Raw genomic sequence first — 18,007 nt, forward strand, 5'->3', positions numbered from 1 at the left:
AGGCTTCTCACCCGGCAAGGCGCGCGAACACGCCCTTCAGGATCGACTCGTAGATGGCGGTCAGCTGGCGCAGATCCTCCACCGAACAATATTCGTCCACCTTGTGCATGGTCTGGCCGACAAGCCCGAACTCCACCACCGGGCAGACATTCTTGATGAAGCGGGCGTCTGACGTGCCGCCGGTGGTCGAATATTCCGGCCGGCGCCCGGTCACCTCCTCCACCGCCTCCGCCACCAGCTCGGTCAGCGGGCCGGGCGGGGTGACGAAGCTGTCGCCGGAGCAGTAGATCTCCAACTCATAGGCGCCGCCGACGGCATCGAAGGTTTGACGCAGCCACGCCTCGATGCTGGCCGGGGTGTGGGCGTCGTTGAAGCGGATGTTGAAGGTCGCCTTGCCCTGCGCCGGGATGACGTTGGTCGCCTTGTTGCCGACGTCGATGGTGGTCAGCGCCAGGGTGGAAGGCTGGAAATGCGCCGTGCCCTTGTCCATCGGGTGTTCGGTGATGGCGGCCAGCATGCGGACCAGCCGCGGCAGCGGGTTGTCGGCCAGATGGGGATAGGCGACGTGGCCCTGCGCGCCGAATACGGTCAGGAAGCCGCTCAGGCTGCCGCGCCGGCCGATCTTGATCATGTCGCCCAGCGCCTTGGGGTTGGTCGGCTCCCCCACCACGCAGGCGTCGATGCGCTCGCCGCGCTCGGCCAGCCAGTCCAGAACCTTGCGGGTGCCGTTGATCGCCACCCCTTCCTCGTCGCCGGTGATCAGCAGGCTGATGGAGCCGGTGGGCGGCCCATCCTGCAGCCGGCGCGACACGGCGGCGACGAAGGCGGCGATGGCTCCCTTCATGTCGACGGCCCCGCGGCCGAACAGGCGCCCGCCCATCACCTCGCCGGCGAAGGGATCGACCGTCCAGCCCTTGTCGCCCGGCGGCACCACGTCGGTGTGGCCGGCGAAGCAGAAGTTGGGTCCCTCGGTGCCGAGCCGGGCATAGAGGTTCTCCACCGGCTCCGTTCCCTCCTGCTGAAAGCGCAGGCGGTGGCAGGTGAAGCCCATCGGCGTCAGCGCCGCCTCCAGCACGCCCAATGCGCCGTCGTCGCGCGGCGTGACGCTGGGGCAGCGGATCAGGTCCTGGGCGAGGGCGACGGGGTCGATGGTCATGCGGCTCTTTTCCAACCGGCCCGGTCTCCGCCGGTCGTCATCCCCGCGCAGGCGGGGATCCAGGTGCAGGGGCCGGAGTGCTGCGATGCGAAGCCTGGACCCCCGCCTGCGCGGGGGTGACGGAGGATCGGGTTGAACGGCTTGCCGATCAATCCCGCAGCAGGTCGTTGATCGCCGTCTTCGAGCGGGTCTTCTCGTCGACGCGCTTGATGATGACGCAGCAGTACAGGCTCGGGCCCGGAGTGCCGTCCGGCAGCGGCTTGCCGGGCAGCGAGCCGGGGACAACGACCGAATAGGCCGGGATGCGGCCGATGAAGACCTCGCCGGTGTGGCGGTCGATGATCTTGGTCGAGGCGCCGATGTAGCAGCCCATGGAGATGACGGCGCCTTCCTCGACGATCACGCCCTCGACGATCTCCGAACGGGCGCCGATGAAGCAGTTGTCCTCGATGATGACCGGGTCGGCCTGCAGCGGCTCCAGCACGCCGCCGATGCCGACGCCGCCCGACAGGTGGACGTTCTTGCCGATCTGCGCGCAGGACCCGACGGTGACCCAGGTGTCGACCATGGTGCCGCTGTCGACATAGGCGCCGACATTGACGAAGCTCGGCATCAGGATGACGCCGGGGGCGACATAGGACGACTTGCGGGCGATGGCGCCGGGCAGGGCGCGGAAGCCGGCGTTCTGGAACTGGCCTTCGGTCCAGCCTTCGAACTTCGGCGGCACCTTGTCGTACCAGGACGAGCCGCCGGGTCCGCCGGGGATCATCTCGTTGGCGTTCAGGCGGAAGGACAGCAGAACCGCCTTCTTCAGCCACTGGTTGACCTTCCAGCCGTCCGCGGTCTTCTCCGCGACGCGCAGGTCGCCGGCATCGAGCGCGTCCAGCGCCGCGTTCACGGCGTCGCGGACGGGGCCGGTGGTGGCGGTGGTGAGATCGGCCCGGTTTTCCCAGGCGGCGTCGATGGTGGCTTGCAGGCTGGCGTGGCTCATGGCGCGGTCGTTCTGCTGTCGATTGTCCAAGGGACGGCACCATGGAGCCGCATCGCGCCCGCTGTCAACCGTACCCGCGGCCGGGATTGGCCGGTTTGCGACAAAGCTCTAGAGGCCGGCCACCGCGGCCAGCCAGGAGGGCAGATCGTCCACGGTGTGGTCGATGTGGATCCCGGCGCCGACACCGGCCTTCTCGTATTCCTTCTCGCCCCGGACCCAGACGGTGGTCATGCCCAGCGCATGGGCGGGGGCGAGGTTGCGGGCGATGTCCTCCACCATGCAGGCGTCGGCCGGGTCGACGCCGTGGCGCTCCACCAGCGTGGCGTAGGGGCGGGGATCGGGCTTCGGCACGAATCCGCCGGCGGCGATGTCGAACACGGCCTCGAACCGGTCGAGGATGCCCAGCCGGCCGGCGACATTCTCGGCATGGCGGACGGAGCCGTTGGTGTAGATGATCTTGCGGCCGGGCAGCCGGGCGAGCGCGTCGGCCAGCTGGGCGGAGGGCTGGACGCCGGTCACGTCGATGTCGTGGACATAGTCCATGTAGGCAACCGGATCGACGTCATGCTCCATCATCAGGCCGCGCAGCGTGGTGCCGTATTCGCGGAAGAACTGCTTCTGCCGCACCCGCGCCTCGTCCATGCCGATGTTGAAATGGGTGGCGATGAACTCGTTGATCCGGCGGTCGACCTGGGCGAACAGGTTGCAGGATGCCGGGTAGAGCGTGTTGTCGAGATCGAAGATCCACACGGCGCGGTCGCGCAGCGCGGCAAGGGGATTGCCGGCGGATCCGGTGGCGGAGTCGGGCGCCGGAGCGGCGGGGGAGGTCGGGACGGTCATCCCCCAAGAATGGGGCCGCCGGCGTGCCGCCGCAAGGCGCTTCACATGGTCGCAGCGTCGGCCCGTCCCTTGGGTCGAGCCGCCGCCATGGGGGCTCCCCCGCATCGTTGGTTGATTGAAGATTAACCCCTAAAGAGGTAGCATGGGCCGGACCTTATAACGGTTTGCAGCCTAAGGTTTTTCACCCCGCCCGCCGCGCGGCTCGTCCGCCTCGTGGCCCGCCGATCTGGGATCGCCGTGGACCTTCTCCTGACCACCGGTACTTCCGCCACCAATGCCGGTCCGACCGGCCCCGTGACGCTGGTCGCGCTGTATCCCGGCCCGGCCCTGCGGCTGGATGCGGCGCTGGCCGTCGCCGAAGCCAATGCCGAGGCGGAAGACATGATGGACAGCGACCCGCGCTGGCTGCCGGAACTGCGCAACTGGCTGTCGGGGTCAAGCGTGGCGCCGGGGCTGCGCTCGGTGCCGGTGGAATCGCTGCGCGGGATCATGATCGTCGAATGGGCCGGCGTGCCGCTGCCCGACGGCGGCTTCCTGCTGTTGGGCCGCGACGACACGCTGGAACGGCAGCTGCGCCACACGCTGACCGAATCGCGGCGGCGCTACAAGGATCTGGTGGAGGTCTCCTCCGACTTCGCCTGGGAAACGGGACCGGACGGCACCTTCGTCTTCGTCAGCCACAAGGGCGCGCTGGGCTATCCGGCCGACGCGCTGATCGGCCGCGACCCGCGCAGCCTGGCGCTGGAGGATGCGGAAGACCTGCCGATGCCCTTCGACTGCCGCCGCGCCGTCGATCAGTCCGAGCTTTGGCTGAAGAGCGCCGACGGCACGCCAGCCTGCATCGTCGCCTCCGCCCTGCCGCTGTTCGGGCCGCAGGGCGACTGGATCGGCGCCCGCGGCGTCTGCCGCGACGTGACCGAACAGGTGCTGCGCTCCAACGAACTGGCGCGCATCCGTTATCGCGAACGGCTGCTCGGCCACATCGTCCACACCCTGCGCGACCGGCTCGACGCCGCGGAAGCGCTGGTGGTGGCCGCCACGGAGACGGCGCGGGCGCTCAGCGCCGACGGCTGCCGGATCTACCGGGCGGAGGAGGGGGGCGGCAGCGCCGGCGCCGCGGGCGGGGGTCGTGTCGCCCTGTCGCTGGTGGCGGAGTTCGGCGCGGAATTGCCGGAGGTCGGCACCGCGCTGCTCGACCGCATCGCCAATGGCGAAGGGCAACTGGCCGACCGGCTGGGCGACGTGCAGCTGATCGGCGAGCGGACCGAGTACCGGCAGGCGGTGAACGGCGCGCTGCTGGTCTGGCGCACCGGCGATTCGGAGCCCTGGGACGACGACGACCGCCAGTTGATGTCTGGCGTGGCCGACCATATCGGCATCGCCCATGCCCATCTCGCCTATCAGGAGCGGCTGCGCCGCCTGTCGGAGCGCGACGGGCTGACCGGCCTGTTCAACCGCCGCACCTTCTTCGAACGGCTGGAGGAATCGATCTCGCGGCCGGACAGCGGGCCGTCGGCCCTGCTCTATGTCGACTTGGACAACTTCAAGGCGGTCAACGACCTGCACGGCCACCAGCAGGGCGACACGGTGCTGAAGGCCATCGGCACGCTGCTGACCACCGGGGTGCGGCCGGGCGACCTGCCGGGACGGTTGGGTGGCGACGAGTTCGTGCTGTGGCTGGGCCGCACCGACGAGGAGAAGGCGCGGATCGTCGCCGATCGGCTGCTGAACGGCATGCGTGACCTTGCCCACCTGTCGGCAAGCCCGGAGAAACCGCTGGGCCTGTCGATCGGCATCGCCGTGCATACCCCCGGCCGCGGCGAGACGGTGCGCGAGCTGACCGACCGCGCCGATGCCGCCATGTACGACGCCAAGAAGAGCGGCAAGGGCCATTACGCCCTGGCTCCGGTCTTCCAGGTATCTTCGTCCGACATTTCCGCCGCGGAGCCCGCCCCGTGACCCCGCCCGCCTCCCCGCGTCCCGAGACACTCGACCCCGCCGACTACGAATCCGCCAAGCGGATGGTGCAGAGCGAGGATCCGGCGGTTCGCCGGAAGGTCGCCGAGCATCCCAAGACCCGGCCGGAGCTGCTGTATTTCCTGGCCGCCGACGCCGCGGCCGAGGTGCGGCGCGCGATCGCCACCAATGCCGGAACGCCGCGGCAGGCCGACCTGCTGCTGGCCAAGGACCGCGAGGTCATGGTGCGGCAGGCGGTGGCGCAGAAGATCGCCCGCCTGCTGCCGGAGCTGTCGGCCGATCAGGCGATCCAGATCGAACGGCTGACGGTGGAATGCCTGGAAACGCTGGCGCGCGACCAGGCGACGGAGGTGCGCGGCATCCTGGCCGAGGCGCTGAAGGACCTGCCCAACGCCCCGCACGGCGTCATCAACCGGCTGGCCCGCGACGTGGAGCTGTCGGTCTGCGCACCGGTCCTGCAGCATTCGCCGATCCTCACCGAAGAGGATCTGACCGACATCATCATGAAGGGGCCGGTGCGGGGCGCGATGACCGCCATCGCCAGCCGGCACAACGTCTCCGCCTCCGTCGCCGACGCCATCGCGCGCTCCGACGACGAGGCGGCGGTGACGGCGCTGCTCGGCAACCCGTCGGCCCAGATCCGCGAAGAGACGCTCGACCGCATCCTCGATCAGGCGCCGCAGCACGAGCCCTGGCATTCGCCGCTGGTCCGCCGTCCGCGGCTGCCGGCGCGTGCGGTGGCGCGGCTGGCCAGCTTCGTCGCCGACAATCTGCTGAAGGTTCTGCAGGACCGCGACGACCTCGATCCGGAGGCGGCGCGCGGGCTGGTGGAGGCGGTGCGCCAGCGGGTGGGGCAGGCGGCGGCCGGCACCGCGCCCGGCCAGCCGCTTGGCCCGGTCGATTTCGGCGAGGAGGCGGTCGGCGGTGCCGCCGGGCCGGAGAAGCCGGTGGAACGCCCCAGCGACAAGGCGGCCCGCCTGAACAAGGAAGGCAAGCTGACCGAGAAGCTGATCGAGGGGTCCATGGTGGAGGGCGACCGCGGCTTCGTCATGGCGGCGCTGGCGGAGCTGTCGCAAATCCCGCTTCCGGTGGTCGACCGCATCGTCGCCACCCATGCGCCGCGCGCCGTCACCGCGCTGGTGTGGCGCGCCGGGCTGACCATGCGCTTCGCCCGGCAGGTCCAGTTGCGGCTTGCCCAGATTCCGCCAAAAACGGCGCTTAATGCTCGCGACGGCACGCACTATCCGATGACCGATGAAGAGATGCGCTGGCAGCTCGAATTCTTCGGCGTCGAGGAGAAGGCGTGACGTTTCCAACCGTTTTCGGGTTTTCCCTGGCATGCGTGTCGCTTTCCTCGCCTTCTTCGTCATCCTGATCGCAGCATCCACCAGCTTCGCCGCCCCGCCGCGCGAAACGCCGGAGGAGCGCGAGGTCGCCGCGACCTTCGACGCCGCCCGCAGCGCGCTGGCCGAAAAGCGGGGGTCGGCGGTGATCCCGCTGCTCACCCGCAACTCGGTCAAAGCGCTGGAGTCGGTGCGTGACGCCGCCCGCCAGCCCGGCGACGCGCCGCTGCAGCGGCTGGAACCGGCCGAGCGCTTCGCCGCCATGGGTCTGCGCCGCTATCTCGGCCCGTCCGAACTGCGCCGCATGTCGGTCGGCGACATCGCCAACCATGCGCTGAAGGCCGGCTGGCTCGGCCCCAACGTCATTTCCCGCAGCTCTCTGGGGCCGGTGCGGGTCAAGGGTGACCGGGCATCGGGCCTGCTGATGGTCGACAACCGGCCGGCGCTGGTTCCGGCCGACTTCGTGCGCGAAGGCGGGGCGTGGCGCATCGACCTGTCCAGCGTCTTCTCCTTCGGCAGCCAGATGCTGAAGGGCTTCGCCGCCATGTCCGGCAAGGACGAGACCGCCTATATCGACGAGTTGCTCAACCGCCTGCCGGCCAAGCCGGGGGCGATGAGGACGCACTGAGCCCACGTGCGATACTCCGTCCGGCTCAAATCCTTCCGGCCGCGTCCATCCGCGTGATTGCGGCGATTCAAGAGTTTGCGTAGACTCGCGCCCGCTTCCACCAAGTGTTGGCGCCGACGATGACCGCACCGGAAGAGTCCAGTCCCATGCCAGCCCCCGGCCGATCCGTGCCCTGCGGCGCGCATTTTCGCGCCGCGGTGCTGGAGCTTGCCGCCCTGCGCGGGGTGGGGGTGTCGGCGCTCGTGACGGCCGCCCTGCTGCTGGCCCCGGAGGGGGCAGCCGATCCCGGATTGCGCGACTCGGGCGGGGAAGCGGTGCTGGAGGTGGAGGGCGTGGAATCCTGCGACGCCGCGATCCGCAGGGCGCTGGCCGCCGCCCTGGCGCTTGCCGATCCGGGCGCCCGCATCCTGCCGGCCGAAGACGTGCGCCGGCTGGAAGCCGCGGTGGAGACGCTGGGCTACCGCAACAAGACGCTGGCCCACGCGCTGCAGCGCCTGTCCTTCCAGCCGCTCGACGGTCAGATCACCGAAGTGCGCGACGCGGCGCAGCTGTTCGGTTTCGTCAATGAATGGTGTTTCGACGAGGATCAGGTGAGGCGGCGTTTCCGTGAACTGGCGCCGGTCTATCACCCCGACACCGGCATCGTCGCCTGCCGCGAGCGGATGGGCCAGTTGATCGATGCCCGCAACCTGCTGGTCCACCATGTCCGCAGCGTCTACAGCTCCGGCGATTGGCTGGCGAAGCGGGGCGGGACCCCCGTCTGATCCGACTCCTGACCCGGAGCCGGGACGATCGCTTCAACTGGCCAGCCCGATCGCCTCCTCGACGATCGCTTGATCCATCGTGGTGCCGTCCAGCACGGCCCCGGTCAGGTCGGCGCCGGTCAGATCGGCTTCGGTCAGGTCGGCGCCGGTCAGGTCGGCTCCGGCCAGATTTGCCCCGGCGAGGTTGGCCTTGCGCAGGTCGGCCTTGCACAGCAGCGCCATGCCCAGCCGGGCGCGTTGCAGATTGGCGCGCCAGATATGGCCGCTCATCGTCTGGATATGGACGGGGCCAAGCTGGGCGCCGGTCAGGTCGGCACCGGTCAGGGTGGCGCGCTCGAAATTCACGCCGCGCAGATCGGCCTTCGACAGGTTGGCCTTGCGCATGTCAGCCAACGACAGGTCGGCTATCGCCATCGCCGCACCCGACAGGTTGGCGCCGCGCAGTGCGATGCATTGCAGGATCGCCGCCGACAGGTTGATGCCGTCCAGCTTGCGGCCCGACAGGTCCAGCGCCGACAGGTCGGCGCGCTTGCCGGCCTTGCCGCCGCTGTCGATCCAGCTCAGATGCTCCATCAGCATCTCGCGCAGGTCGTCTTCCGGGTTCTCCAGCGTCTTGGCCAGAACCGCCGCCTGCAGGTTGGGCGAGCGCATCTGGGCGGCGTCGAGGATGGCGCCGATCATGGTGGCGCCGCTGAAGTTGGTGCGGTTGATGGCGCAGCCGGTCATCACCGCCCCCGACAAGCGGGCGCCCGACAGGTTGGCCTCCGTCAGGTCGGCGTCGGTCAGGTCGCAGCCGGTTAGGTTGGAGCCGGTCAGGTTGGCGCGCATGAACTTCGTGCCGCGCAGGATGGCGTCGGTCAGGTCGGTCTGCATGACGAAGGCGTTGGCGATCTTCGCCCGCGACAGGTCGGCGCCGCGGATGGTCGCCGCCGTCAGTTCCGACGTCAGGACCGAATCCTCATACTCCTGCGTGTACATCTCGCCGCTGGCGTCGTAATGCAGCAGCGTGCCGTCGCGCAGGTCGACCTCCACCAGCGTCGCCTCGCTCAGCACCGCGCCGCGCAGGCACGCGCCGCGCAGGTCGGCCCGACGCAGGTCGGCCTTCTCAAGGTTGGCGAGCCGCAGGTCGGCGGCATAGAGGTTGGCGTTGGAAAGGTTGGCGCCGGTCAGCCGCGCGCTGAACAGCTTGGCGCCCGACAGATCGGCGTCGGACAGGTCGATGCCGGACAGGTCGAGATGCGACAGGTCCCGCATCTTCAGGTTGGCGCGCACGCCGCCGGGCTGGCTTTTACGGAATGCCTGGTGCCGCAACAGGATCGCGTTGAGCTGGCTCTGGGTCAGCTTGGTGCGCGGACTGTTGGACCCGAAGCCCTGGGCGGACGACATCGCCGGCATACCTTCTCTATTTGGTAACCCATAATCCGAAAGAGTCGCCAAAATTTGGTTAAGAGTCGGCGGACTGTGACAAGGTTGCGACCGATAACCGCGTCCCCGCAAGGGCGACCTTCGGCGGGAGTCCAAGGACCGCTTGCAACGGTTGACTCGTGGTTCCGGCTTCTCTATGGTCCGCCGACCTGTCTTCCGCCAAGTCGATAGACCGGGTACCCCGGCCCCATGCCGGGTATCTCCGCCAGTCCGCGAAATTCGCGCACTGGCGCTTTCGTGCTTGTGCGGGTGGCGGCTCTGACGCTGGACCCGGAACTGGGGAACGAGTAACGCATGTTCGAAGGCCTGACCGGACGCCTGGGCGACATCTTCGACAAGCTGCGCCGCCGTGGCGCGCTGACCGAGGAGGACGTCTCCGCTGCACTGCGCGAAGTTCGCGTGGCGATGCTGGAGGCCGACGTCGCGCTGCCCGTCGTCAAGCAGTTCGTCACCCAGGTGAAGGAGCGCGCCGTCGGGCAGGAGGTGCTGAAGTCCGTCACCCCCGGCCAGCAGGTCATCAAGATCGTCCACGACAACCTCGTGGAGATGCTGGGCGAAGGCGCCGACATCAACCTGAATGCCGCCGCCCCGGTGCCGATCCTGATGGTCGGCCTGCAGGGCTCGGGCAAGACCACCAGCACCGCCAAGATCGCGCTCCGTCTGAAGACGAAGGAGCGCAAGAAGGTCCTGATGGCCTCGCTGGACGTCCGCCGTCCGGCCGCCCAGGAACAGCTGAAGGTTCTCGGCGAGCAGACCGGCGTCGCGACGCTGCCGATCGTGCCGGGCCAGGACCCGGTCGCCATTGCCAAACGCGCCATCGAGACCGGCCGTCTCGAAGGCTATGACGTCGTCATGCTCGACACCGCCGGCCGCCTCGCCATCGACGAGGAGCTGATGGCGGAGGTCGCGGCGGTCCGCGACGCGACCAAGCCGGCGGAAACGCTGCTGGTCGCCGATGCGATGACCGGCCAGGACGCCGTCACCGTCGCCACCAACTTCAACGACAAGGTCGGCATCACCGGCATCGTGCTGACCCGCATCGACGGCGACGCCCGTGGCGGTGCGGCCCTGTCGATGCGCCAGATCACCGGCAAGCCGATCAAGCTGCTGGGCGTCGGCGAAAAGATCGACGCGCTGGAGTCCTTCCACCCCGACCGCATCGCCGGCCGTATCCTCGGCATGGGCGACGTGGTGTCGCTGGTGGAAAAGGCCGTCGAGACCATCGATAAGGACGAAGCCGAAAAGCTCGCCCGCAAGATGGAGAAGGGCCAGGGCTTCGACCTCGACGACATGGCGATGCAGCTGAAGCAGCTCCGCAAGATGGGCGGCATGTCCGGCCTGATGGGGATGCTGCCGGGCATCGGCAAGATCAAGGACCAGCTGAAGGACGCCAACGTCGACGACGGGATGATCAAGCGCCAGGAGGCGATCATCTCCTCGATGACCAAGGCGGAACGCAAGAACCCCGACATCATCAAGGCTTCGCGCCGCAAGCGAATCGCCGCCGGTTCCGGCACCTCGGTGCAGGAGGTCAACAAGCTGCTGAAGCAGTTCGAGACCATGCGCGGAATGATGAAGCAGGTGCAGAAGCTTGGGAAGAAGGGGATGCTGCGCGGCGGCCTGGGAAATCTGCTGCCGAAGGGACTCGGCGGCTTTGGCGGCAAGGGGCCTTTCGGCTGACCTGACCGCCTTACGAAATCACCTGATACCTGTTTGACTTGAGAAGAGAAAGTTTCGACCAATGGCTCTGAAGATTCGTCTGGCTCGCGGTGGTGCGAAGAAGCGTCCGTTCTACTCGATCGTCATCGCGGACGCCCGCAGCCCGCGTGACGGCCGCTTCATCGAGAAGATCGGCACCTACAACCCGATGCTGCCGCGCGAGCACGAGCAGCGCATCATCCTGAACGCCGAGCGCGCCAAGCATTGGCTGTCGGTCGGCGCCCAGCCGACCGACCGTGTCGTGCACTTCCTGGCCAATGCCGGCCTGGTCGAGAAGCCCGCCGTCCGCGAGACCCCGAAGAAGTCGGCTCCGAAGGCCAAGGCGCAGGAGCGTCTGAAGGCCGAGGCCGCCGCTGCCGCGGCTGCCGCAGAAGGCTGAGCTTGGGGCTGAGGTTGAGGGTGGGCCTCTTGGCCCGCAGGGTTGAGGTCGTGACGACGTGCCGGGTGCTCCTTCGATGACCGCCAAAATCTGTGTCGGCCAGTTCGCGGGATCGCACGGCGTGCGGGGGCTGGTGAAGCTGCGCAGCTTCACCGCCGAACCCGCCGACATCATGACCTATGGCCCGCTGTCGGACGAGAACGGCGCCCGCCGCTTCACGGTGACGCTCCAGGGCATGGTCAAGGACAACTTCCTGGCCAAGGTCGACGGGGTGACCAGCCGCGAACAGGCGCAGGCGCTGGCCGGTGTGCGGCTCTATGTGGACCGCGGCGCCTTGCCGGCGACGGAGGACGAGGACGAGTTCTACCATGCCGACCTGATCGGCCTGCGTGCGGAACTCGCCGACGGAACCGTCTACGGCACGGTAAAGGCGATCTACGACTTCGGAGCCGGCGACGTGCTCGAAGTCCGAACCGCCGGCGGGCCGCTGGAGATGCTTCCCTTCTCCAAGGCCTGCGTGCCGGTGGTCGACGTCCGGGGCGGTCGCATCGTCGTCGATCTTCCGGCCGTGATCGAAGCCCGCGAGGGTTCCGATGACGAGGCGGAGGAGGACGAGGGGGAAGAGGGCGGAGACCAGCGCGGGGAGGAGGGGCCGTGAATCACGGCGCCGACGGTCCGCGGGTCTGGACGGCCAAGGTTCTGACGCTGTTCCCGGAAATGTTTCCGGGGCCGCTCGGCCACTCGCTGGCCGGCAAGGCGTTGGAAAATGGAGTCTGGGCACTGGAATCGGTGGACATTCGCTCGTTCGCGCGCGATAAACACCGCTCCGTCGACGACACCCCCTTCGGCGGAGGGGCCGGCATGGTCATGCGGCCCGACGTGCTGGACGCGGCTTTGACCGCGACGGCGGGACCTGTGGGGGCACCGGGACGCGGCCGGGCGATCTATCTGTCGCCTCGCGGACGGGTGCTGAACCAGGAACTGGTCAAGGAGCTGGCCGCCACCCCGGTGGTGACGCTGCTCTGCGGCCGGTACGAAGGGGTGGACCAGCGGGTCCTCGATGCGCACGGCCTCGAAGAGGTCAGCCTCGGGGATTTCGTGCTGTCCGGCGGGGAACTCGCCGCGCTCAGCCTGATGGATGCCGTGGTGCGCTTGCTCCCTGGCGTCATGGGCAACGTGGAGACGGCGGGCGAAGAGAGTTTCGAACGGGGGTTGCTCGAATACCCCCACTACACCCGGCCGGCGGTCTGGACCGACGGACAGGGTGTGGAACGCGCGGTGCCGGAGGTTCTGCTCTCCGGTCACCACGGAAAGGTCAAGGCCTGGCGGCTGGCCGAGGCGGAGAAGATCACGGAGGCCCGACGGCCGGACCTGTGGTCGCTCTACCAGGCAAGCCGTCCGGCAGAAACTGTTACGAACAAGGGTCGGCGGCAGGCTCGCCGGCGCGACCCGAAACCGGAGTGACGGTCCGCCGCGAGGCGCGCCGATAGAAAAGGGGTAGTGCTATGAACCTGTTGCAGCAGCTCGAGCAGGAGCAGATCGAGAAGGCCCTCGGTGGCAAGACGATCCCGGAGTTCTCCTCGGGCGATACCGTCCGCGTGAACGTGAAGGTCGTCGAAGGCACGCGCGAGCGTGTCCAGGCCTATGAGGGCGTCGTGATCGCCCGCAAGAACGCCGGCCTGAACAGCTCCTTCACCGTTCGCAAGATCAGCTACGGCGAGGGCGTGGAGCGCGTGTTCCCGCTGTACTCCCCGCGCATCGACTCGATCGAGCTGGTCCGCAAGGGCGCCGTCCGTCGCGCCAAGCTGTACTACCTGCGCGATCTGCGCGGCAAGGCCGCCCGCATCGCCGAGCGCACCACCGGCCGCGGCATGGTCAACGGCCGCCGGGCTGCCGAGTAAGGCGCCTTTCGGTTCGTTTCAGGTTCATAGGTTCGGCGCCCGGCCATCCGGCCGGGCGTCTTCTTCCCGTCACCATCAGCAAAGCTTAAGGAGTAGGCGCCATGAAGCGCACGTTCCAGCCGTCCAAAATCGTGCGTAAGCGTCGCCACGGCTTCCGCCACCGCATGTCGACCGTCGGCGGCCGCAAGGTCATCGCCCGTCGCCGCGCCCGCGGCCGCAAGGTCCTGAGCGCCTGATCCCCGCGATGGCGGCGCCGGACCACGAGGTCGGGCGCCTGATGCGGCGGCCGGAATTTCTGGCCGTGGCCGGGACACGGCGCAAGCATGTGGCTCCCGGCCTGATCCTCCAGGTGCGCCGGCACGACGATAAGCAGCGGCCCGCCGTCGGCGGTCCGCCGATCCGTTTCGGTTTGACGGCGAGCCGCAAGGTCGGCAACGCGGTGGTGCGCAATCGCGCCCGCCGCCGTTTGCGTGAGGCAGCGCGGCAGATTTTGACCGTTCATGCGGCGCCCGGCCACGACTTCGTCCTGGTCGCCCGCGGCGGCACGGCCGAGCGGCCGTGGACCGATCTGCTCGGCGACCTGACCGCCGGGCTGAAGCGCCTCGGCCTCTGGCGCGAGGCGGAAGGGTAGGAGGCCAGCGACGTCATGTTTCGCATCGCCGGCCTCAGCCCGCTCGCGCACCTGCTCCGCGCGCTCGTTTATCTCTATCGCTGGACCTTGTCGCCCTTCGTGGGCTGGCATTGCCGTTTCCAGCCGACCTGCTCCTGCTACGCCATCGAATCGCTGGAAAAGCATGGGGCCATCCGGGGGGGATGGCTGACTGTGCGCCGGCTCGGGCGTTGCCATCCCTGGGGCGGGTCGGGATGGGATCCCGTGCCCGATCCCGCTCCGCAGGGGGCGCCCCAGGCGTCCCATCGCTGCGGCCTGCGGGAAAAAGGGCATGCGGCGGTTGCCCAGCCCGGCGAAAACCCGTAACAAGGCCGCGCACACGCCGCCCTTCTTCCAAAGGCCCCACGGCAACCGGGACGCCATGACCGACCAACGCAACCTCATCATCGCGATTGCCCTGTCGATCGCCATCCTTCTGGGCTTCCAGTATTTCTACGAAAAGCCGCGGGTGGAGCAGCAGAAGCAACTCGCCGCCCAGCAGGCCGCCCAGACGGAGCAGTCGGTGCCGGTGCCGGCCCCCGGCGTGCCCGCCCAGCAGCCACCCGCCACGGCAGAGGTCGCGAAGGAGCGCCCCGAGCTGCTCGCCGAGCAGCTGGCGGCCGGCACCCGCGTGAAGATCGACACGCCGGCCCTGCACGGGTCCGTCAACCTCGTCGGCGGCCGCATCGACGACCTGACGCTGGCGCAGTACCACGAGACGCCGGACCCGAAGAGCCCGGAGATCGTGCTGCTGGCCCCGGCCGGCACGCCCGCCGCCTATTATGCCGAGTTCGGCTGGGTGCCGCAGGGCGCCGGCATCGCCACCCCGACCGCGACCACCCGCTGGACCGCCGACGGCACCGCGCTGACCCCGGACAAGCCGCTGACCTTGACCTGGGACAACGGCCAGGGGCTGGTGTTCGAGCGCAAGATCGCCGTCGACCCGGACTTCATGTTCACGGTGACGCAGTCGGTCCGCAACACCGGCGCCAACCCGGTCACGCTGCTGCCCTACAGCCTGGTGTCGCGCACCGGCACGCCGCACACGTCGGGCTATTACATCCTGCATGAAGGCCCGCTCGGTGTCTTCAACGGCTCGCTGACCGAAGAGAAGTACGACGACGTCCGCAAGGCCGGCAGCATCTCCAAGGAAACGACCGGCGGCTGGATCGGCATCACCGACAAGTATTGGCTGGTGTCGCTGGTGCCTGACCCGAACGAGAAGGTCACCGCGCGCTTCCTCTACAATCAGGTCGCCAACACCGACCGCTACCAGACCGATACCATGGGTGCGCCGGTCACGGTCGCGCCGGGTGCCTCGGTCGAGAACACCGGCCGCCTGTTCGCCGGCGCCAAGCAGGTGAAGCTGCTCGACAGCTACTCCGAGAAGCTGAACATCAAGAACTTCGACCTCGCGATCGATTTCGGCTGGTTCTACTTCCTGACCAAGCCGTTCTTCTACGCGCTGGATTTCCTGGGTCGTGTCATCGGCAACTTCGGCATCGCCATTCTGGTGCTGACCGTCTGCGTCAAGGCCGTCTTCTTCCCGCTCGCCAACAAGTCCTATCAGGCGATGAGCAAGATGAAGGCTCTGCAGCCCAAGATGCAGGAGCTGCGCGAGAAGTTCAGCGACGATCAGGCGCGCATGAACCAGGAGCTGATGGCGCTGTACAAGCGCGAGAAGGTCTCCCCGGTGTCCGGCTGCCTGCCGATCCTGATCCAGATCCCGGTGTTCTTCTCGCTCTACAAGGTGCTGTTCGTGACCATCGAAATGCGGCATGCGCCGTTCTTCGGTTGGATCCACGACCTGTCCTCGCCCGATCCGACGAACCTGTTCACCCTGTTCGGCCTGATCCCGTGGAGCCCGCCGACCATGCTGCATCTCGGCCTGTGGCCGCTGATCATGGGCGTGACCATGTGGTTCCAGCAGAAGATGAATCCGGCCCCGCCGGACCCGGTCCAGCAGAAGGTGTTCCAGTTCCTGCCCATCGTCTTCACCTTCATGCTTGCCGGCTTCCCGGCCGGTCTGGTGATCTACTGGGCCTGGAACAACACGCTGTCGGTCCTGCAGCAGTGGACCATCATGAAGCGCATGGGCGTGAAGGTCTGATCGGCCCGATCCCTCCTCTGCCCAATGTCTGAGACGTACCGCCGGCAAAGACCCTTGACGGGCCTCTGCCGGCGGTATGTTTTTTAGCCGATCCCAACGAGAGCGCCCGCCATGACCACCCCCGACACGCCGACCCCCGACACCCCCAGCATCGTTTCCGGCTTCGACGAGGCCGCGCTGGAGGCCGGGCGGCTGCTGTTCGCCAAGGAGTGCGACTTCGTCTGGGGCGCCAACGCGCTGAATCAGCTGCCGGAGGCCGACCTGCCGGAGGTCGCGTTCGCCGGCCGGTCGAATGTCGGCAAGTCGAGCCTCGTCAACGCGCTGACCGGGCGCAAGACGCTGGCCCGCACCTCCAACACGCCGGGCCGGACGCAGCAGCTCAACTTCTTCAACCTCGGCGACCGGCTGAAGCTGGTGGACATGCCGGGCTACGGCTATGCCAAGGAATCGAAGGAGAAGGTGGAGGCGTGGAACGACATGGTCCGCCGGTTCCTGCGCGGCCGCGTCACCTTGCGCCGGGCGCTCGTGTTGATCGATTCGCGTCATGGGCTGAAGCCCAACGACCATGAGATCATGGAGATGCTGGACCGCACGGCGGTGCCCTACGTCGTCGTACTGACCAAGGCGGACAAGGTGAAGGCCGCCGATCTGGACAGGATCCGCCGCGACACCCAGGCGGGGCTGAAGAAGCACCCGGCAGCCTTCCCCGACATCCATGTCACCAGTTCGGAGAAGGGCACCGGCATCGCCGAGCTGCGCGCCAGCCTCGCGGCGCTCGCCCTGGCCGCCGAATAAGGGCCGGCGGCGGTGGGTGGCATTTCCCCCGCGCTGCTGTTCCTGATGCAGGCCCTGCTGCTGATCGCCGGGCCGTTTCTGCTGTGGCGGCTCGGCGGCGGGCGCCACATCGCCCCGATGGTGGTCATCCAGATCCTGTTCGGGGTGGCGCTGGGGCCGTCGCTGCTCGGCCGGCTGGCGCCGGATTTGTGGGGCGTTCTGTTCGCGCCGACGGCACTGGCGCCGCTGTCCGGTCTGGCCCTGATGGCCGTCGTATTCTTTGCCTTCCTCACCGGCCTGCATCTCGATCCCGCCGAGTTCCGCGGGCGGGGAGGGGCCTTCGCCACCGTGGCGCTGTCCAGCATGCTGGTGCCGACCCTGTTGGGCGGCGCCTTGGGCTGGTGGCTGGCCGGCGCCTTTCCCGGCATGACCGGACCGCATGCGACTCCCGGCCTGTTCGCCGCCGGCTTCGGCATCTGCGTCGGCGTCACCGCTCTGCCGGTGCTGGGGGCCATCCTGCGCGAGATGGGTTTGCTCGGCGACCGGGTCGGGCGTCTGGCGCTGGGCTATGCCGCGGTGAACGACGCGCTGCTTTGGCTGCTGATCACCGCGGTTCTGGCATGGTCCACGGCCGATGGCGGCGGCGGCGATCCCTGGGCGGTCGCGAAGGTCGGGCTGCTCGGCTTCGCCTATGTCGGGGCGACGGTCCTGGTCGTGCGCCCGCTGCTGGACCGTCTGCTGGAGCGGGTGGCGCCGGATGGGCGGATGGGCGATACCGCGGTGGTGGTGACCTGTGCGGCGCTGCTGGCTTCGGCGGCGGTGACCGAACTGATCGGACTGCATTACATCCTGGGCGCCTTCATCGCAGGCAGCGCCATGCCGCGCCGCTACGCCGCCGCCATCCTCGACCGGCTGGAGCATTTCGCCACGCTGATCCTGCTGCCGTTCTTCTTCACCCTGACCGGGCTGAAGGTGAACCTGACGCTGAACGACCCGGCGCAATGGACGGTGTTCGCGCTCGCCAGCCTCGCCACGTTCGCCGGCAAGATGGCCGGCACCACGCTGCCCGCCCGCTGGACCGGCGAGTCCTGGCCGGACGCGCTCAGGCTCGGCACGCTGATGCCGTGCAAGGGGTTGATGGAGGTGATCGTGCTGACCGTTCTCTTGGAGGCAGGCGTGCTGTCCGGTCCCTGTTTCTCGGCGATGGTGCTGATGGCGGTGGCGGTCACCGCGCTGACGCAGCCGATGACGCGGCTGGCCGGATTGTGGCGTCCGGCCGGCTGTACCGCGGCGGCGACCGCGGGAGGCAGGCGTGGGGGTATGTGACCGTTAAATTGCCCCCTAGGCAACC

General features: G+C 68.4%; 19 protein-coding genes. 15 read left to right on the forward strand and 4 right to left on the reverse strand.

What is annotated here, in order from left to right:
- Nucleotides 1–7: 7 nt before the first annotated feature.
- The 3 genes from dapE to ACCD06_RS05900 form a co-directional block, all read right to left on the reverse strand.
- Nucleotides 8–1,156: a succinyl-diaminopimelate desuccinylase gene (dapE, locus tag ACCD06_RS05890; RefSeq protein WP_413339471.1), complete on the reverse strand. Its 1,149-nt coding sequence runs from the start codon at nucleotides 1,154–1,156 to the stop codon at nucleotides 8–10.
- A gap of 148 nt (nucleotides 1,157–1,304) precedes the next feature.
- Complete coding sequence (dapD, locus tag ACCD06_RS05895) at nucleotides 1,305–2,147, reverse strand: 2,3,4,5-tetrahydropyridine-2,6-dicarboxylate N-succinyltransferase (RefSeq protein WP_413342459.1); 843 nt, start codon at nucleotides 2,145–2,147, stop codon at nucleotides 1,305–1,307.
- A 108-nt stretch (nucleotides 2,148–2,255) separates the two neighbouring features.
- Nucleotides 2,256–2,987 (reverse strand): pyrimidine 5'-nucleotidase, encoded by a 732-nt coding sequence (locus ACCD06_RS05900; RefSeq protein ID WP_136705127.1) that lies wholly within the window; start codon nucleotides 2,985–2,987, stop codon nucleotides 2,256–2,258.
- 237 nt (nucleotides 2,988–3,224) lie between these two features.
- Here ACCD06_RS05900 and ACCD06_RS05905 point away from each other — a divergent pair, with 237 nt between their 5' ends.
- From ACCD06_RS05905 to ACCD06_RS05920, 4 genes are all read left to right on the forward strand, one after another.
- Entirely contained in the window at nucleotides 3,225–4,946 is a 1,722-nt protein-coding gene (locus tag ACCD06_RS05905; RefSeq protein WP_109075292.1) for a diguanylate cyclase domain-containing protein, read from the forward strand.
- The gene (locus ACCD06_RS05910; RefSeq protein ID WP_109075293.1) at nucleotides 4,943–6,271 is read left to right on the forward strand and encodes a DUF2336 domain-containing protein; all 1,329 of its coding nucleotides are present in this window, start codon (nucleotides 4,943–4,945) and stop codon (nucleotides 6,269–6,271) included. The genes ACCD06_RS05905 and ACCD06_RS05910 overlap by 4 nt, the downstream gene beginning before the upstream one ends.
- 31 nt (nucleotides 6,272–6,302) lie before the next feature.
- A complete protein-coding gene (locus ACCD06_RS05915; protein WP_109075294.1) occupies nucleotides 6,303–6,935 on the forward strand; it encodes a hypothetical protein in 633 nt (210 codons plus the stop codon).
- Between the two features lie 146 nt (nucleotides 6,936–7,081).
- A complete protein-coding gene (locus ACCD06_RS05920) occupies nucleotides 7,082–7,699 on the forward strand; it encodes a hypothetical protein (RefSeq protein ID WP_247871119.1) in 618 nt (205 codons plus the stop codon).
- 33 nt (nucleotides 7,700–7,732) lie between these two features.
- Here the strand turns inward: ACCD06_RS05920 and ACCD06_RS05925 are convergent, their stop codons facing one another.
- Nucleotides 7,733–9,085 (reverse strand): pentapeptide repeat-containing protein, encoded by a 1,353-nt coding sequence (locus ACCD06_RS05925; RefSeq protein WP_109075332.1) that lies wholly within the window; start codon nucleotides 9,083–9,085, stop codon nucleotides 7,733–7,735.
- A 333-nt stretch (nucleotides 9,086–9,418) separates the two neighbouring features.
- On the opposite strand from ACCD06_RS05925, the gene ffh reads away from it, so the two are divergent.
- From ffh to ACCD06_RS05980, 11 genes are all read left to right on the forward strand, one after another.
- On the forward strand, nucleotides 9,419–10,804 hold the full coding sequence (gene ffh, locus ACCD06_RS05930) for a signal recognition particle protein (protein WP_109075295.1): 1,386 nt from the start codon (nucleotides 9,419–9,421) through the stop codon (nucleotides 10,802–10,804).
- 61 nt (nucleotides 10,805–10,865) lie between these two features.
- The gene (gene rpsP / locus ACCD06_RS05935; RefSeq protein ID WP_063633821.1) at nucleotides 10,866–11,222 is read left to right on the forward strand and encodes a 30S ribosomal protein S16; all 357 of its coding nucleotides are present in this window, start codon (nucleotides 10,866–10,868) and stop codon (nucleotides 11,220–11,222) included.
- A 76-nt stretch (nucleotides 11,223–11,298) separates the two neighbouring features.
- The gene (gene rimM / locus ACCD06_RS05940; protein WP_413339476.1) at nucleotides 11,299–11,880 is read left to right on the forward strand and encodes a ribosome maturation factor RimM; all 582 of its coding nucleotides are present in this window, start codon (nucleotides 11,299–11,301) and stop codon (nucleotides 11,878–11,880) included.
- Nucleotides 11,881–11,939: 59 nt separating this feature from the next.
- On the forward strand, nucleotides 11,940–12,686 hold the full coding sequence (gene trmD, locus ACCD06_RS05945) for a tRNA (guanosine(37)-N1)-methyltransferase TrmD (RefSeq protein ID WP_247870563.1): 747 nt from the start codon (nucleotides 11,940–11,942) through the stop codon (nucleotides 12,684–12,686).
- Nucleotides 12,687–12,727: 41 nt separating this feature from the next.
- Nucleotides 12,728–13,123: a 50S ribosomal protein L19 gene (rplS, locus tag ACCD06_RS05950; protein WP_012973145.1), complete on the forward strand. Its 396-nt coding sequence runs from the start codon at nucleotides 12,728–12,730 to the stop codon at nucleotides 13,121–13,123.
- A gap of 101 nt (nucleotides 13,124–13,224) precedes the next feature.
- Nucleotides 13,225–13,359, forward strand: coding sequence for a 50S ribosomal protein L34 (gene rpmH, locus ACCD06_RS05955; RefSeq protein ID WP_098740538.1), 135 nt, complete (start codon nucleotides 13,225–13,227; stop codon nucleotides 13,357–13,359).
- 8 nt (nucleotides 13,360–13,367) lie between these two features.
- Nucleotides 13,368–13,754 (forward strand): ribonuclease P protein component, encoded by a 387-nt coding sequence (gene rnpA / locus ACCD06_RS05960; RefSeq protein WP_413339479.1) that lies wholly within the window; start codon nucleotides 13,368–13,370, stop codon nucleotides 13,752–13,754.
- A 15-nt stretch (nucleotides 13,755–13,769) separates the two neighbouring features.
- Nucleotides 13,770–14,099 (forward strand): membrane protein insertion efficiency factor YidD, encoded by a 330-nt coding sequence (gene yidD, locus ACCD06_RS05965; protein WP_136705134.1) that lies wholly within the window; start codon nucleotides 13,770–13,772, stop codon nucleotides 14,097–14,099.
- A gap of 55 nt (nucleotides 14,100–14,154) precedes the next feature.
- Nucleotides 14,155–15,882 carry a membrane protein insertase YidC gene (gene yidC / locus ACCD06_RS05970; protein ID WP_136705135.1) on the forward strand — a complete coding sequence of 576 codons (1,728 nt, stop codon included), beginning with the start codon at nucleotides 14,155–14,157 and terminating at the stop codon, nucleotides 15,880–15,882.
- Nucleotides 15,883–15,993: 111 nt separating this feature from the next.
- Nucleotides 15,994–16,677, forward strand: coding sequence for a ribosome biogenesis GTP-binding protein YihA/YsxC (gene yihA / locus ACCD06_RS05975; RefSeq protein ID WP_199230789.1), 684 nt, complete (start codon nucleotides 15,994–15,996; stop codon nucleotides 16,675–16,677).
- Nucleotides 16,678–16,689: 12 nt separating this feature from the next.
- The gene (locus ACCD06_RS05980) at nucleotides 16,690–17,982 is read left to right on the forward strand and encodes a cation:proton antiporter (RefSeq protein WP_413339482.1); all 1,293 of its coding nucleotides are present in this window, start codon (nucleotides 16,690–16,692) and stop codon (nucleotides 17,980–17,982) included.
- The last annotated feature ends 25 nt before the right edge of the window (nucleotides 17,983–18,007 follow it).

It is taken from the genome of Azospirillum sp. CT11-132, assembly GCF_047302835.1.
Classification (GTDB): domain Bacteria; phylum Pseudomonadota; class Alphaproteobacteria; order Azospirillales; family Azospirillaceae; genus Azospirillum.